This window comes from Hymenobacter metallilatus (assembly GCF_003944705.1).
Lineage (GTDB): Bacteria > Bacteroidota > Bacteroidia > Cytophagales > Hymenobacteraceae > Hymenobacter > Hymenobacter metallilatus.
Window position 1 is genome coordinate 241,670 of the sequence record NZ_RWIS01000006.1, and the last position, 14,712, is coordinate 256,381.

10 protein-coding genes are annotated in these 14,712 nt (G+C 59.1%); 6 read left to right on the forward strand and 4 right to left on the reverse strand.

Annotation, left to right across the window (positions count from 1 at the left end; genetic code table 11):
- Positions 1-77: 77 nt before the first annotated feature.
- Entirely contained in the window at positions 78-620 is a 543-nt protein-coding gene (locus EI290_RS11170; protein WP_125429875.1) for a hypothetical protein, read from the forward strand.
- Between the two features lie 66 nt (positions 621-686).
- Here EI290_RS11170 and EI290_RS11175 read toward each other — a convergent pair whose 3' ends face one another.
- Both EI290_RS11175 and EI290_RS11180 read right to left on the reverse strand, forming a co-directional pair.
- Positions 687-1,721, reverse strand: a complete 1,035-nt coding sequence (locus tag EI290_RS11175) for a LacI family DNA-binding transcriptional regulator (protein ID WP_125429877.1) — start codon at positions 1,719-1,721, stop codon at positions 687-689.
- Between the two features lie 132 nt (positions 1,722-1,853).
- Positions 1,854-2,927, reverse strand: coding sequence for a glycoside hydrolase family 43 protein (locus EI290_RS11180; protein ID WP_125429890.1), 1,074 nt, complete (start codon positions 2,925-2,927; stop codon positions 1,854-1,856).
- Positions 2,928-3,421: 494 nt separating this feature from the next.
- Between EI290_RS11180 and EI290_RS11185 the strand changes: the two genes are divergently transcribed.
- The 3 genes from EI290_RS11185 to EI290_RS11195 all read left to right on the forward strand — a co-directional run bounded on the left by EI290_RS11185 (position 3,422) and on the right by EI290_RS11195 (position 6,940).
- A complete protein-coding gene (locus EI290_RS11185) occupies positions 3,422-4,453 on the forward strand; it encodes a glycoside hydrolase family 43 protein (protein WP_125429893.1) in 1,032 nt (343 codons plus the stop codon).
- A gap of 135 nt (positions 4,454-4,588) precedes the next feature.
- Entirely contained in the window at positions 4,589-5,689 is a 1,101-nt protein-coding gene (locus EI290_RS11190) for a glycoside hydrolase 5 family protein (RefSeq protein ID WP_125429896.1), read from the forward strand.
- Between the two features lie 189 nt (positions 5,690-5,878).
- Positions 5,879-6,940 (forward strand): glycoside hydrolase family 43 protein, encoded by a 1,062-nt coding sequence (locus tag EI290_RS11195; protein ID WP_125429899.1) that lies wholly within the window; start codon positions 5,879-5,881, stop codon positions 6,938-6,940.
- A 91-nt stretch (positions 6,941-7,031) separates the two neighbouring features.
- Here the strand turns inward: EI290_RS11195 and EI290_RS11200 are convergent, their stop codons facing one another.
- A complete protein-coding gene (locus EI290_RS11200) occupies positions 7,032-8,093 on the reverse strand; it encodes a UDP-glucose--hexose-1-phosphate uridylyltransferase (protein WP_125429902.1) in 1,062 nt (353 codons plus the stop codon).
- A gap of 261 nt (positions 8,094-8,354) precedes the next feature.
- Entirely contained in the window at positions 8,355-9,524 is a 1,170-nt protein-coding gene (galK, locus tag EI290_RS11205) for a galactokinase (protein ID WP_125429904.1), read from the reverse strand.
- A 425-nt stretch (positions 9,525-9,949) separates the two neighbouring features.
- Between galK and EI290_RS11210 the strand changes: the two genes are divergently transcribed.
- A complete protein-coding gene (locus EI290_RS11210; protein ID WP_125429907.1) occupies positions 9,950-13,048 on the forward strand; it encodes a SusC/RagA family TonB-linked outer membrane protein in 3,099 nt (1,032 codons plus the stop codon).
- 45 nt (positions 13,049-13,093) lie between these two features.
- On the forward strand, positions 13,094-14,641 hold the full coding sequence (locus tag EI290_RS11215; RefSeq protein WP_125429910.1) for a RagB/SusD family nutrient uptake outer membrane protein: 1,548 nt from the start codon (positions 13,094-13,096) through the stop codon (positions 14,639-14,641).
- Positions 14,642-14,712 lie beyond the last annotated feature (71 nt).

Below are 14,712 nucleotides of genomic sequence, written 5' to 3' on the forward strand. Positions count from 1 at the left end.
ATTTAGATTCCTCGCTTAGTTTACAACGGCAGCTTTTCGAAAGGAAGCTGCCGTTTGCTTTCGGCAAAAAACTGGAAATGAAAAAGACTTTCGTACTGTATCTGCTAATATTCGCATTGGCGGCAAGTTGCCAAAACAAGGACGTGGATAGTCAAACGCATCAGCGCGCAGAAGTTGAAAAGCCAATGCCCAAGCTGCCGCCAGCATTGTTAAAGCCCAAAGGAAAGGCTAGAGAATACGTTGTTTTGCCTTTTAGCGAAAAGCATACACATTCACTGATAGGCGCAACGCCATCAACATTGACGGAGAAAGAAATAAGCCAAGTGTATGCGTTGGTACAGAAGGCTATTGCAGAATACAATGCTAGTGATACCTTTAAAGGCGAATTCAGAGGAGCAAATGATCCGATTGATATTGTAAACTATAGACTTCAGTTGATACCGGGCATATCAGCTGTTGGGGAGAAAATAGTCTGGGTACAAGGCTTCTGCTCTGATATGCACACAGATTGGAAAACGACGCGGTTGCAAGTACACGATGGAGGCAATTGCTATTTTCGAGTTGATATTAATTTGTCTCGAAAGAAGAGAATAAGGTTTACTGTTAATGGTGAAGCTTAGCAAACTGCTACAAACCAAACAGGCCGGTCAATTGACCGGCCTGTTTGGTTTGTAAATAATACATCCCTATTTCTTCCCGCTTACTCGTTCCGAGGACTCTCGCACCAATAAATCGGGCTGGAGCACGACGCGGCGGGGGGAGAAGGTGCTACTGTGCTCCTCGCGCATCTCCAGAAACAGCCGCACCGCCGACTGGCCCATCTGCTCGCAGCGCTGGTCGACGGAGGTGAGCATGGGCTCGGTAAGGGAGGTGAAGGTTTCGTTGCTGAAGCCGGCCAGGGCAATATCCTGGGGCACGCGCAGCTTACGGCGTTTCAGCTCCTGCAGCGCCCCAACCACCGAAAAGTCGGAGGCCGAAAAAACGGCGTCGGGTGGGTTGGTCAGAGCCAGCATCTGCTGCATACCCTCGATACCATCTTCCAGCGTCATGTCGCAGGTGAAGATTAACTCCTCCACTATGGGCAGGCCGGCTTCCAGCAGAGCATCAATGTAGCCCTGGCGGCGGTGCTTGTAGATGTTCAGGTGCTGGGGGCCGCTGAAGTGGGCAATGCGGCGGCAACCTTGTTTAATGAGGTGTTTAGTAGACTGGTAGCCGCCCTCCCGGTCATCGAGCACTACGGCACTTACATCCAGCCCATCCAGCACCCGATCAAAGAACACCAGCGGAATTTCCTGCTTCCGTACCTTTTCAAAGTGCTTAAAGTCGCGGGTAGTGCGCGACATTGACACCAGAATGCCTTCCACCTGGGCACTAAGCAGGGTTTCGATGTTCTTGCGCTCATGGGCTACGTCCTCATTCGACTGGCAGATCATGATGTTGTAGCCCGCCTTGGAAGCAATGGTTTCAATGCCCTTGACTACCAGCGTAAAGAAGTGCCCGTCGATGTGGGGTACCAGTACACCCAGCAGATTACTGCGGCCCTTACGCAAGCCAGCGGCCAGATGATTGGGTTGGTAATGCAACTCTTTGGCCAGTTTCCAGACCCGCTTTTTAGTCGCGTCGCTGATGCCCGGATGGTCGCTCAGCGCCCGGGAAACCGTGGAAACCGATACACCCAATTGTTGGGCCAGGTCGGTGATGGATGCTTTCGTACGGGCCACGTTGAGGCAGCTTAAGGAGGATGAGGCAGAACTGCCGCGCAAGGTTTATGCAACTGTTCAGTCACTGTTTATGCAAACGTACGCAAAGCAACCCGAACCCTGGCTGGTACGAAAGCCGTTAGTGCCAAAGGCTCAGGGCCGGGGCTGGGGCGTGTAGGTTGGCCCCAGGCAGCGGGGCCCCTGGCTTGTCCAGGCCAGCCGATCAATGCACAGCTGGCGCTCCGTCATATCGGGGTTCCAGGCATGATACACCAGATATTCCTGCTTGCCGTCGGGGCTCATGATGTGGGAGTGATGCCCCGGCCCGCGTACGTGCCCCTCCACCGCCGCCAGCACCCGCGGGCCTTTGCCTCCCCCTGCCTCGGAGTAGGGGCCCATGATGTGGTCGGCCACGCAATAATCAACGCCGTAGCGGGAAGTAAGAAAGTTGGCACCACTGTAAAAGCAGTAATACTTGCCCCCGTGCTTGCGCACAAAGGGTCCTTCCAGAGTGTGCCACTCCGGGAACGTCTGGCCGCCATAAAGCGGCATTGTGCGGTTTTTTTCGAATACCGTCCAGTCGTGGCGGGCCCGCATAACGGTGCGGCTCTGCCCGGCCAGGCGTGTCATATCCAGCAGCCGGTCCACCACCAGGCCAGTGCCCGGCCGGTAGCCGTTGTCGGAGTCTATAAAGTCGCGGGCGTACAGGAGATACCACTGCCCATCGGTATCCTGGAAGGGATGGGCATCAATGGTGAATTTACTGGCCGGTACATCGAGCAGGGCCGTTTGGGTGTACGGTCCCTGGGGCGTTTTGCTGGTGGCCACGTGCAGGCGGTGCCCCACCGATGCTCCAATTGCCCCCCCGCCCATGGAATAGTACATGTAAAAAATGCCCTTGTGATACACTACTTCAGGGGCCCAGAAGTCAGCCCCTTCGGCCCCGGCGGGCGGAGTGAGGGCCCCACCCGCAACTTTCCAGTCGACCAGATTATCGGAGGTGAGTAGGGTAAAAATGCGGCCATCAGGGGTGCGGCCCTGGCCGGTGGTGCCAAATGCATAGTAACGGCCCTGGTGCTTGAGCACAAAAGGGTCGGGAAACTGGCCGGCGTATACGGGGTTGGTGTAGGTGAGGGCCGCAGGGCGGGCCGTGGCTTGGTGCAGTAAGGCCAGGGAGGCCAGGCCTGCAGTGGCTTGTTGCAGAAAGGTGCGGCGTGAGTAGGGCATAGGAAAGTAAGTAAAAGCGGAAGATGATGGAAAGCTGACGGTGCAAGGCAGGAGGCGCTACGCTTGCGGAAGGCTGGCTTATAAGTTATTCCCGCCCCTGTCAGGTACTCCGGCCGTTGAACTAGCAGCTGGAAGTAGACGAGAAATAGTCGGGAATATGAAAGGTGAGTGAGTACTTATACTGGGGACGGGGAGGAAGCTTGCAGCAAGATGCAGATAAATGTGCAAACGTTTGCGTTATTGCATTCGGGAGATTAGCTTGCACCGTTCCAAGGAGGCTGGAGCTTCCTGTTGGCTAACTCAGTGCTGGCTCCCTGCGTTGCCCTACCTATTCACCACCGCGGAACAGCTGAATACTAGCCCCCCTTGGTAGGCCCGCAACTACCGCTTCGGCTGCTGACGGCGGCACCCAGTCTGGCCCGTCCCGGTGCATTTCCCCGGCTCCTGCTTCCATAAGGATGCTTGCTCATTGTCTTCCTTGCTTTTCTACTGCTATGTTTCCTACTTCCCGCCTGCGTGCTGCGTTGCTTGGAGCCGGGCTGGTGGCGTGCGTGGCCGCGGCCGCGCAGGCTCAGCAGCCTCCTGCCACCTTCCGCAACCCCTTGCGCCCGGAGGGCCCCGACCCTTGGGTAATCTGGCACGGCGGCTTTTACTACTATACTCACACCACCGGCCATAATATCACGCTCTGGAAAGCCCATGCCTTAAGCGCCGTGGCCCAGGCTCCGGCCGCAGTGGTCTGGACGCCGCCTGCCACCGGCCCCAACTCCGCCGAAATCTGGGCCCCGGAGCTACACCGCCTCGATGGTAAATGGTACCTGTATTATACCGCCACCGATAAAGCTAATGCCGGGGATGCCACCCGCTACGTGTTTGTGCTGGAAAACGCCGCGGCCGACCCCACCACCGGTACCTGGACCGACCGGGGCAAGGTGAATACTGCCCGCCCCGGCCTCGATGGCTCGGTGTTTGAGCAGGACGGCCAGCGGTACTTTGTGTACTCAGCCTACGTTGGGAACCAAAGCGTATTGGCTATTGCCCCCATGACGAGCCCGTGGGCGCTAGCCTCCGACAAAGAAGTAATTATTGCCCGCCCCACTTTTGACTGGGAAAAAGGGGGCGGCCGCCAGATTTTGGAAGGCCCCGAGTTCCTGCAGGGGCAGCAGGGCCAGTTGCTAGTGGTGTACTCCGCCAGTACCTGCTGGGACGATAAGTACTGCCTTGGGATGCTTACGGCCAGGAAAGGCAGCAACCCGCTTGTGCCGGCATCCTGGGTGAAAACTCCTAACCCGGTTTTCGGGCCTTCCGCTGAAAATAAGGTGTGGGGAACGGGCCATAACTGCTTTACCAAGTCGCCGGATGGGCGCGAGGACTGGATTGTGTATCATGCGAAAACCGCCGCCGACGGCAAGTGTGCCGGCCGCAGCTCCCGTATGCAGCGTTTCACCTGGAACCCCGACGGTACCCCCTATTTCGGTGTACCCGTGTCCATTCTGCAGCCCCAACCCAGGCCCTCGGGGGAGTAGCCCCAAACCGGTTGCTGACGTGCTGCGCGTTTCAGCGGGCGGGCTACCTGCTTCATCATTTGAGGTACTGGGTGCCGAGAGTAGCTTCATACCGTGCTCTGCAACTTTTCTTTCCTTTCTTCCTTGCTTTCTTCCATGAAAAAACTGCTGTTCCTGCTGTTGCTGCTGACTTCCACCACCAGCACGTTCGCCCAAAAAACCAAGATCAAAACCAAAGGCGTGGCGGCTACGGCCGCCGCTCTGCAGGGCCAGCGCTGGTCGGTGGAGAAGGCCCAGGCCTGGTACCGGCAGCACCCCTGGATGTCGGGCGCCAACTTTACTCCCAGCACCGCCATTAACCAGCTGGAAATGTGGCAGGCCGATACCTTCGACCCCGCTACCATTGATAAGGAGCTGGGCTGGGCCGAACGTATTGGCTTTAATACTATGCGGGTGTTTTTGCACAGCCTGGCCTGGCAACAGGACCCCCAAGGCTTTAAGAAGCGCGTGAACGACTACCTCGCCATTGCCGATAAACACCATATCCAAACGATGCTGGTGTTTTTTGATGACTGCTGGGATGAACACCCGCAACCAGGCAAGCAGCCGGCCCCCAAGCCTGGCATTCATAACTCGGGCTGGGTGCAGGACCCCGGCGACCCCACCTCCCGCGACTCAGTTGCTTTCCTCAGGCTGAAGCCGTACGTGCAGGATGTACTGCGCAGCTTTGCCAACGACAAGCGCATTCTGCTCTGGGACTTGTACAACGAGCCGGGTAATAAAGGGGAAGGCAATGCGTCGTTGCCCTTGCTGCGCAACGTATTTGCCTGGGCGCGGGAAGTCAATCCCAGCCAGCCCCTCAGCGCCGGTATCTGGAACCTGGGTTTCCTGAAGCTGAATACCTTTCAGGCCCTGAACTCTGATATTCTGACCTACCACAACTACGATGACCCCGGCGTCCATCAGCTCGTGATTGAGCTGCTGAAAACCCACGGCCGCCCCATGATTTGCACCGAGTACATGGCTCGCCCCCGCAACTCACGCTTTGTAAATACCCTGCCTTTGCTGAAAAAGAACAATATCGGGGCCATCAACTGGGGCTTGGTCGATGGTAAAACCAATACCAAATACCAGTGGGACGTACCCATTGCCGACGGCGGCGAACCAATAGAGTGGTTTCACGAAGTGTTCCGCAGGGATGGTACGCCCTATCATCAGGATGAGGTGGATCTGATCCGGACCCTGAATGGGAAGTAGCCGCAACGCCGTCCCGTAATTCTACGTCGATTCGGGCCGCCCGCCTGCGCTTCGGAAAGTAGGAGAAGTGCTGGATGTTGCCAGTCGAAAATCTGCGGCCTGCCTAAGCTGCTGCTGACTCAGGGCCACCCAGTGGCTCCGCCTTTTCCGGAACGAACGGATACTTACACGCCTAATTTCGTATCGGTCATGCTAAAATCATTTTGCGGTGGGCTGCTGCTGGGAGCCGGGCTGCTGGCTGGCCCGGGAAGCCAGGCGCAGGGGCCGGCCCCGGCAGCCACGTTCACCAACCCGCTGCTACCGGCCGGTGCCGACCCCTGGAGCATCTACCACAACGGCTTTTACTACTACACCCACACTACGGGCCGCAATATTACCCTCTGGAAAACCCCTTCACTCAGCCAGTTGCGTACGGCCCCGAGCAAGGTTGTCTGGACGCCGCCGGCTACCGGCCCCAACTCCCGCGAAATTTGGGCGCCGGAGCTGCACCGCCTGCATGGGAAATGGTACCTCTACTACGCCGCCGACGCCGGCCGCAACCCGGACCACCGCCTCTGGGTGCTGGAAAACAGTGCTGCCGACCCCCTGGAAGGCACCTGGGTTGATAAGGGCCAGATAACGGATGCCACCAATACTTGGGCCATTGATGGGTCGGTGTTCGAGAATAATGGGCAATTGTACTTCGTGTGGTCGGGCTGGGAGGGTGATGTGAATGGTCGCCAGAATATTTACCTGGCCCGAATGCAGAACCCCTGGACCATAGCCGGCCCCCGCCTGAAAGTTTCGACCCCCGTATACAGCTGGGAACGGAACGGCGACCTGGGCCCCCAGGGCGACCCGCCCCACGTGGATGTAAACGAGGGGCCGCAGCTATTGCGCCACCACGACAAGCTCTACCTCATTTACTCCGCCAGTGGCTGCTGGACCGATACGTATGCGCTGGGTATGCTCACGGCCTCGGCCAGTGCCGACCTGCTCCAGCCGGGCTCCTGGGCGAAGTCGTCCCAACCGGTTTTTCAGCAGAATGCAGCCAACGGGGTGTATGCTCCCGGCCACAACTCGTTCTTTACCTCCCCCGACGGTACCCAAAACTGGATTCTGTACCACGCCAACGATGCCCCTGGCCAGGGCTGCGGCCGCTTCCGTACGCCCCGGGCGCAACCCTTCACCTGGAACCCCGATGGTAGCCCCAATTTCGGTAGCCCAGTGCCGGTCGGGCGGCCGTTACCCCGGCCCTCGGGTGAAAAATAAAATGATAGAAAAGGCCTGTGGTGGTGCACCACAGGCCTTTCTGCTCCCTGCTACCCTGTTGCCTCGGCAGCGCCTCCGGCCAGTTGTTGTTTCAGGAGTGTTGCTCGGGTAGCTGCTTGTAATGCACTTCCGGCAGTTCCCGCAGGCGCTGGGCGGCGTATTCCGGCGTAATGTCGCGCTGTGGGTTGGCCAGCAGCTCGTAGCCGACCATAAACTTGCGCACCGTAGCCGAGCGGAGCAGGGGCGGAAAAAAGTGCATGTGCATGTGCCACTCGGGGTGCTCCTGGCCGTCGGTGGGGCGCTGATGCAGGCCGGCGGAGTAGGGGAAGGAGGTCTGGAACAGGTTGTCGTAGCGAATGGTCAGACGGCGGAGGATGTCGGCAAAGGCGTCGCGCTCCGGGTCGGTAAGCTGGGTTACATCCGACACGGGGCGACGGGGCAGCACCAGCGTTTCGAAGGGCCAGGCCGCCCAAAACGGTACCAGCACTACCCAGTGCGTATTTTCCAGCACTACGCGGGTTTGCTCCCGTAGCTCAATATCCAGATATTCGGCGAGCAGGGTGCGGCCATGCTGCTGGTAATAGGCTGCCTGCTGTCCGGTTTCCTTGGCCGGGTCGCCGGGTACCGTCCGTTGGGCCCATATCTGGCCATGGGAATGAGGGTTTGAGCAGCCCATTACCGCCCCCTTATTCTCAAAAATCTGAACGTAGTTGATATCAGGGCGGCTGCCCAGCCTGGCAAACTCCTCGGCCCACACATCCACCACCCGCCGGATTTCCGGGGTACTCATTTCAGGCAGGGTGAGGTCGTGGCGGGGCGAAAAGCAAATAACGCGCCCCACCCCCGATTCTGCCTCGGCCCGTAGCAAGCCCCCTACTTCCACGGAGCCGGCAGGAGCATCGGGAGTGAGGGCCGCAAAGTCGTTGTCGAATACAAACGTGCCCTCATACGCCGGGTTCACTTCTCCGTTGGCGCGGGTGTTGCCGGGGCAGAGGTAGCAGGTTGGGTCGTAGGCCGGCCGCTGCGTGCGGTCGGGGGCCTCCTGTTGGCCCTGCCAGGGCCGCAGCGCCCGGTGCGGCGAGACAAGCAGCCACTCACCCGTGAGCGGGTTGAAGCGTCGGTGTGGTTGTTGAGCGAGGTCGAAGGCAGCCATTGGACAAGAGCAACGACGGCAAGCCGTCGGGAAGGTGGAAAGATAGGTAGACAAAGCAGGGGCAGGACCTGCTAAGCGCCCAAACCAGGCACTGACCGCTTCGGGCCGGGGCGGCTGGCAGCAGTTCCCACGCTACCGCCTGCCGCTCATCCGGCCCAAAACAATCAGGTACTAGTGCGTCGTCGGCCCGGCGGCCGGCAGGTTATCAGGTGCAGCATGACCCCAGCCGTTGCTGAACAGCGGCGAGCAAGCTGGCTGCACTCAGGAGGGCACTACGGCAGGCTCCAGTACCTGCACGCCTCCTACAATGGTGGTTTGGTAGGTTTCCAGCTCCCGGCCCAGCTGTTGCTGGTAGGCCGCTTTCATAGCGGCCACAAATGACTCCACCTGGGCCGGTACTACCAGGTTAATAGTGCAGCCACCAAAGCCGCCCCCCATCATGCGGGCTCCGTACACACCGGGCAAGGGGCGGGCGGCTTCTACCAGCACGTCCAGCTCGGGGCAGCTTACCTCGTAATCGTCGCGCAATCCGGCGTGGGAGGCATACATCTGCTGCCCGAAAGCAGCCAGATTGCCGGCTACCAACTCATGGCAGGCCGTTACAACCCGTTGGTTTTCTTCCACTACGTAGCGGCAGCGCCGGTATACCACCTCGCTTATTTCAGACTGGTGAGCTGCCAGCTGTTGCAGCGTTACGTCGCGCAGACTGCTTATCTGCGGGTAGTGCCGCTGTAATACGCTTACTCCCTGCTCGCACTCCTGGCGGCGGGTGTTGTACTCGGAGCTGGCCAGGCTGTGCTTCACACCGGAATTGCAGAGCACAATATGGCAAGCCTGGGTATCAAAGGGAAAATACTCGTACTCCAGGGAGCGGCAATCCAGCCGCACCACCTGGCGGGGCCGCCCGAACAAGCTGGCAAACTGGTCCATAATACCGCACTGCACCCCCGCAAACTCGTGCTCGGCTAGTTGGGCCATCCGGGCCAGGTCCATCCGCTCCAGGTTGGTGCCCAACAGCTCGTTGAGGGCAAAGGCCAGCCCGCACTCCACCGCCGCCGACGACGACATGCCGGCCCCGATGGGCACGTTTCCGCCAAATACGCAGTCGAACCCCGGTACCGTAACTCCACGCTTCTGAAACTGCGCTACTACTCCTTTCAGGTAATTGGCCCAGTGGGGCTGGCCCGGCTGCACGTTGGCCAGCTCAGTGGTATAGTGCTCTTGGTTGTCGTAGGAATACAGCCTGGCCGAGGATGTGCCGTTGAGGGCAATGGCAAAGAGAATTTCCTTGTCGATGGCAGCGGGCAGCACAAAGCCGCCGTTATAATCGGTGTGTTCCCCAATGAGGTTTACCCGGCCTGGTGCCCGTACCAAAACAGGCGCAGATGAGAAATGCTGCCGGAAAGCGGCCGTGATGTGAGTGGATAGCATGGCGGAGCGGTAAAAGCGTTGCGGCGGGGTACCCGTTGACTGACCCTGCTACGGGTGTAACGAGATGCAAACGTTTGCAAGTTTAAAATTTATTTTGCTCGTAACAACACGATGATCGACTATTTATTAGTCGAAAATGATATTAAGGAAGGGGTAAGTTGTACTGTGTGCCACTGGAGTGAAAGGAAATATTTTTTCCGTTCTTGACATTTGAGTGAATACTCACTATCCTTACGCTGTCAAACAGAAGCCGGTATGCGGTATTGATAGCCTATATTCTGCCTCTCCGGTTCAAATCCTCTCCTTTCTGCTAAGCTGTGCATTTTTTGCAGCTCAGTGTCCCTAGTTGCCGCAAACGTTTGCATTTGCCTGCTACACGCAAACGTTTGCAATTCCCACTTCTTCAAACACCCATTCTGCGTCCCATGAAGAACTCCTTACCCAGTGTGCGCCGGCCAATGGTGCCGGCGCTGCTTACCTGCCTTCCCCTGCTGGCTCCTCTCCTCGGCCAGGCCCACACTCTGCCTCCTGCTTCCGCTACCGATGGGGGAGTAGTATGGGCTACTACTATTACCGGCCGTGTGCTGGACGAGAAAGGCCAGGGCATGCCCGGCGTTACTGTGCTCGAAAAAGGCACGGCCAACGGCGTCACCACCGACGGCGACGGGCGCTACAGCCTGTCGGTAGCTGATAATGCCACGCTGGTTTTCTCCTTTGTCGGATATGCTACGCAGGAAGTGCCTGTAAACGGCCGCAGCACCGTGGATGTGCGCCTGGATGTGGATAGCAAGGTGTTGAACGACGTGGTAGTAGTGGGTTATCTGACCCAGAAGCGCGAAGATGTAACCGGCTCGGTGGCCAGCGTAAGCGGCCGGGATGCCCAAAAAGCCCCCGTGGCTACCATTGCCGAAGGTATTCAGGGGCGTTTGCCCGGTGTGCAGGTTATCAACTCCGGAGTGCCGGGCCAGGCTCCGCTGGTCAACATTCGGGGCCTGGGCACGGTGGGTAGCAACAGCAGCCCGCTCTATATTATTGATGGGCTGTGGGTAGACAATATCCGGGACTTCAACCCCGCCGATGCCGAATCTATTCAGGTACTGAAGGATGGGGCTTCCCTGGCACCGTACGGCTCGCGTGGGGCCAACGGGGTTATCATCATTACTACCCGCAAGGGTAAGTCGGGCACGCCGGCCATTAGCTTCAATGCCTACGGTGGGGTGCAGAAAATCAACAAGACCTACGACCTGATGAACGCCCAAGAATGGGCCGTCATCAACCGCCAGGCCTACGAAAATGCCGGGCGCCCGGTGCAGCCGTTTGTGGCCAACCCTCCCGGCGTCGACACCGACTGGCAGAAAGAACTGATCCGGACGGGTGCGGTGCAGGACTACAACCTGAGCTTCTCGGGGGGCGGCCCTAACTCCAATTTTCTGCTTTCGGGCGAGTATTTCACCCAGAAAGGCACCACCGTCGGCCCTAAATTTGAGCGCTACAGCGTCCGGCTGAACTCGGGCTTCAACCGGGGGCGCCTGCGCGTGGGCGAAAATCTGCAGCTGGCCCGCACCAACTCCACGGCCATCAATGGGCTGCCTTTTCTGGATGTGCTGCGCATGTTGCCAATTATTCCGGTGTACGATGCGGCCAACCCCGGCGGCTTTGGCTTCGGCAACAACAACGCCAGCACCTTCGGCACCAACCCCATTGCCCTGCAGAAGCTGCTGAACAATACCACCGAAAACAACCGGATTCAGGGTAACGTGTACGGGGAGCTGGATATCTTCAGCTTTCTGCGCTACCGCCTCAACCTGGGCACCGAGTACCTGGCCTACCACGACCGGGAAAAGCGCCAGTATGGGCAATGGCGCCAGAACGACCCGCTGAACCCCTCGTACTACGCCGAAAATCAGGGTAACAGCTTTTTCACAATGGTGGAGAACACGCTGTCCTTCGATAAGAGCTTTGGGAAGAACAACGTAACGGCCGTGGCCGGCTACACGGAGCAGCACCAGACCAACGACTTTACCCGGGGCCGCAACAACGACTACGGCACCGGTCCGGTGTACTACTGGGCCCTGGACGCGGGCAGTAGCGCCCCGCAGGTGGTGGGCTCCTCCTATACCTACAACAAACGCTCCTACCTGGGGCAGGTTACCTACGACTTCGACCAGCGCTACCTGCTCACCGGCGCTGTCCGCCGCGACGGCTCCTCCCGCTTCAGCCCCGAAAACCGCTACGGCACCTTCTATGCGGCTTCGGCCGGCTGGCGGGTTTCGCAGGAGCAGTTCTTTCAGAACTTCACCGATAACGTGAGCAACCTGAAGCTGCGGGCCAGCTACGGCGTGCTGGGCAACGAGCAGATTGGTGGGCCTTACGGCGGGGCCTACCGCTGGCAGGGCGTTATCAACCCCAACGTGAACTACCCGTTTGGGGGCGACAACATCCAGAACGGTAGTGTGCAAACCCAACTCCCGAGCACCGACATTGCCTGGGAGGAGCGCCGCACTGCCAACGTCGGTGTTGATGTGGGCTTTCTGGAAGACCGTATCACCCTGTCGGCTGATTACTACCGCTCGGAAACGCGCAATGCGCTAGTTGATCCGGCTATTCCGATTGTGCTGGGTAATGCAGGCAGCAACCCCTACCAGCGCATTGGCCGCATTGAAAACCGGGGCCTGGAGCTGGTGCTGGGCTACAATGAAAACCGCCGCGACTTCAAGTACAGCGTTACGGGTAACCTGACTACCATTAAAAACGAGGTGACGCGCCTGAGCGCAACCGAGCGCCAGAACTTCTTCGTGGGCGGCCCCGGCGAATCGACCCGCACGGAAGTGGGCTACGAGCTAGGCTCGTTCTACCTCTACCAGTTTGATGGTATTTTCCAGACCGGCGACAACATTGCCGGCAGTGCCCAGCCCACGGCCCGGCCCGGCGACGTGCGCTATAAGGATATCAACAACGACGGCCAGATTACGGCGGCCGACCGTACGCACATTGGGCGGGTGTTTCCCAAAATTCAGTACGGCCTGAACCTGACGGCCAGCTACAAGGGCCTGGACCTATCGGCCTTTTTCCAGGGTGTGCAGGGCAATGATATCCTGAACACCGGGCGCTACTGGCTGGACCGCACCGACGACAACGGCAACTATCGTAAGGATTTCAGCCCCTGGACGCCCACCAACCCCTCCACTACCACTCCCCGCGCCATTATTGCGGGTGGGGGCGGGCAGGCTGGGGAGGCGGCCATCAACAACTCGCGCCTGAACTCCTCGCGCTGGCTGGAAGACGGCTCCTACCTGCGCCTGAAAAACCTGCAGGTAGGCTATACCATTCCCAAAACCCTGACCGAGCGGGTGAAGGGCGTAGGCAGCCTGCGCGTGTATGTAACGGCCCAGAACCTGTTTACCGTTACCGACTACACCGGCTACGACCCCGAGGTGGTAAGCGGCAACCTTTCGCGGGGAGTGGATGAAGGCAGCTACCCCAATTTGCGCACCGTGTCGCTGGGGCTGCAGCTGGGCCTGTAACGCTGGCTGTGTTTTTCTACCCACCTTCCCAACTCTGCAATTCCCATGAAACTACATACACTCCGCCTGGCCGCCGTGGCTGGCAGCCTGCTGCTTACCACCGCCTGCGACAAGGACTTTCTGGATCAGGTAAACCCCAACCAGCCCACTACCGAGTCGTTCTGGAAAACTGAGAATGACGCCATCAAGGGCATTAACGCCTGCTACAGCGGCCTGCAGCAACTAGGCACGTACCGGCGCTGGTCGCACTTTGCCTTCGACCTGCGCTCCGACGACAGCTTCAGCCAAAGCCCCTGGGGGGAGCTGGCCGATTTCACGCGCTTTGTGCAGGCCAACTATGATTTTGAAGTGTCGCAGAACCTGTGGCGCGACCATTACCGGGCCATCTGGCGTACCAACCAGGTACTGGCCAATGTACCCGGTATGCCAATTGGGGAAACGCTGAAGAAGCGGGTGCTGGCCGAGGCCAAATTTCTGCGCGCCCTGTACTACTATAACCTGGTAACGCTGTACGGCAACGTGCCGCTGGCGCTTACGCCCTCCGACCCGGCTAACTTGCCACCCCAGGCCACGGAGGCACAGGTGTGGGCCCGGATTGTGCAGGATTTGCAGGAAGCCAAACCGGATTTGCCGGAGTCGTACGGCGGCAGCGACACTGGCCGGGCTACCAAGGGTGCGGCTACCACTCTGCTGGGGAAAGCCTTTATGCAACAGCAGCAATGGGCCTCGGCCGCCACGCAGTTTGCCGAGGTCATCAGCTCGAACCGCTACCGGCTCACGGCGGCCTATACCGATAACTTTCGCCACACCACCGAAAACAACTCGGAGTCTATTTTTGAAGTTCAGTTCTCGGATGCCAAGCTGGGCGGCAACGACGGCGACGACGCTACTTCCTCGGAAGGCGGGCAACGCTCCCAGTTCTGGGGCGTGCCCGGCGCGGGCTTTGTGGATGGAGAGGTGCGGCCCTGGGTGGTAAATGAGTTTCTGCGGGAGCCCACCGCCACCGGTGGCCGCGACCCGCGCCTGGCCGCCACCGTATTCTACAACCGCCGCCAGTTTACCACCGCATTGCCCGTGGATGGCGACACGCTGGTGTATGGCACCGGGTTTTTGCGTCGGTTCCGGGGCAATGCCCGCGACCTAAGCCGCATTTACTGGCGCAAGTACCAGACGGATTACTACCGCACCTTTGAAAACTTCGACTCGCCCATCAATCACCGCGTGATGCGCTATGCCGATGTGCTGCTGCTGCAGGCCGAAGCCCTCAACGAGCAAGGCCAGACCAGTACGGCCGTGCCACTGATTAACCAGGTGCGGAGCCGGGCAGGACTGGCCCCGCTTACGGCGGGCAGCTTTAGTCAGGCCACGCTGCGCACCCAGCTTATGCACGAGCGGGTAACCGAGCTAACGGGGGAGGGCCAGCGCTTTTTCGATCTGAAACGCTGGGGCCTGCTGGATAACCAGGCCGGCCTCGACCAACTGAAAACCCGGGACTCTGATTTCAATAACTTCCGCCTGAACCGCTCCCGTCTGCTGCCTATTCTGCAAACGGAAGTTGACCTGGCCCGCTACCAGCAGAACCCCGGCTGGTAACCACCAAGGCCCATACCGCAGAAATAGAGCCGTTCCGGCCTTGTGTCGGAACGGCTTTTATTTGTCGGAAA

Bases quoted from the DNA above. Each gene is read 5' to 3' on its own strand.
- EI290_RS11190 (WP_125429896.1), top strand. From the start codon at position 4,589: ATGAAAAAACTGCTGTTCCTGCTGTTGCTGCTGACTTCCACCACCAGC.
- EI290_RS11200 (WP_125429902.1), bottom strand. From the start codon at position 8,093: ATGGCTGCCTTCGACCTCGCTCAACAACCACACCGACGCTTCAACCCG.
- EI290_RS11195 (WP_125429899.1), top strand. From the start codon at position 5,879: ATGCTAAAATCATTTTGCGGTGGGCTGCTGCTGGGAGCCGGGCTGCTG.
- EI290_RS11210 (WP_125429907.1), top strand. From the start codon at position 9,950: ATGAAGAACTCCTTACCCAGTGTGCGCCGGCCAATGGTGCCGGCGCTG.
- EI290_RS11170 (WP_125429875.1), top strand. From the start codon at position 78: ATGAAAAAGACTTTCGTACTGTATCTGCTAATATTCGCATTGGCGGCA.
- galK (WP_125429904.1), bottom strand. From the start codon at position 9,524: ATGCTATCCACTCACATCACGGCCGCTTTCCGGCAGCATTTCTCATCT.
- EI290_RS11215 (WP_125429910.1), top strand. From the start codon at position 13,094: ATGAAACTACATACACTCCGCCTGGCCGCCGTGGCTGGCAGCCTGCTG.
- EI290_RS11185 (WP_125429893.1), top strand. From the start codon at position 3,422: ATGTTTCCTACTTCCCGCCTGCGTGCTGCGTTGCTTGGAGCCGGGCTG.
- EI290_RS11180 (WP_125429890.1), bottom strand. From the start codon at position 2,927: ATGCCCTACTCACGCCGCACCTTTCTGCAACAAGCCACTGCAGGCCTG.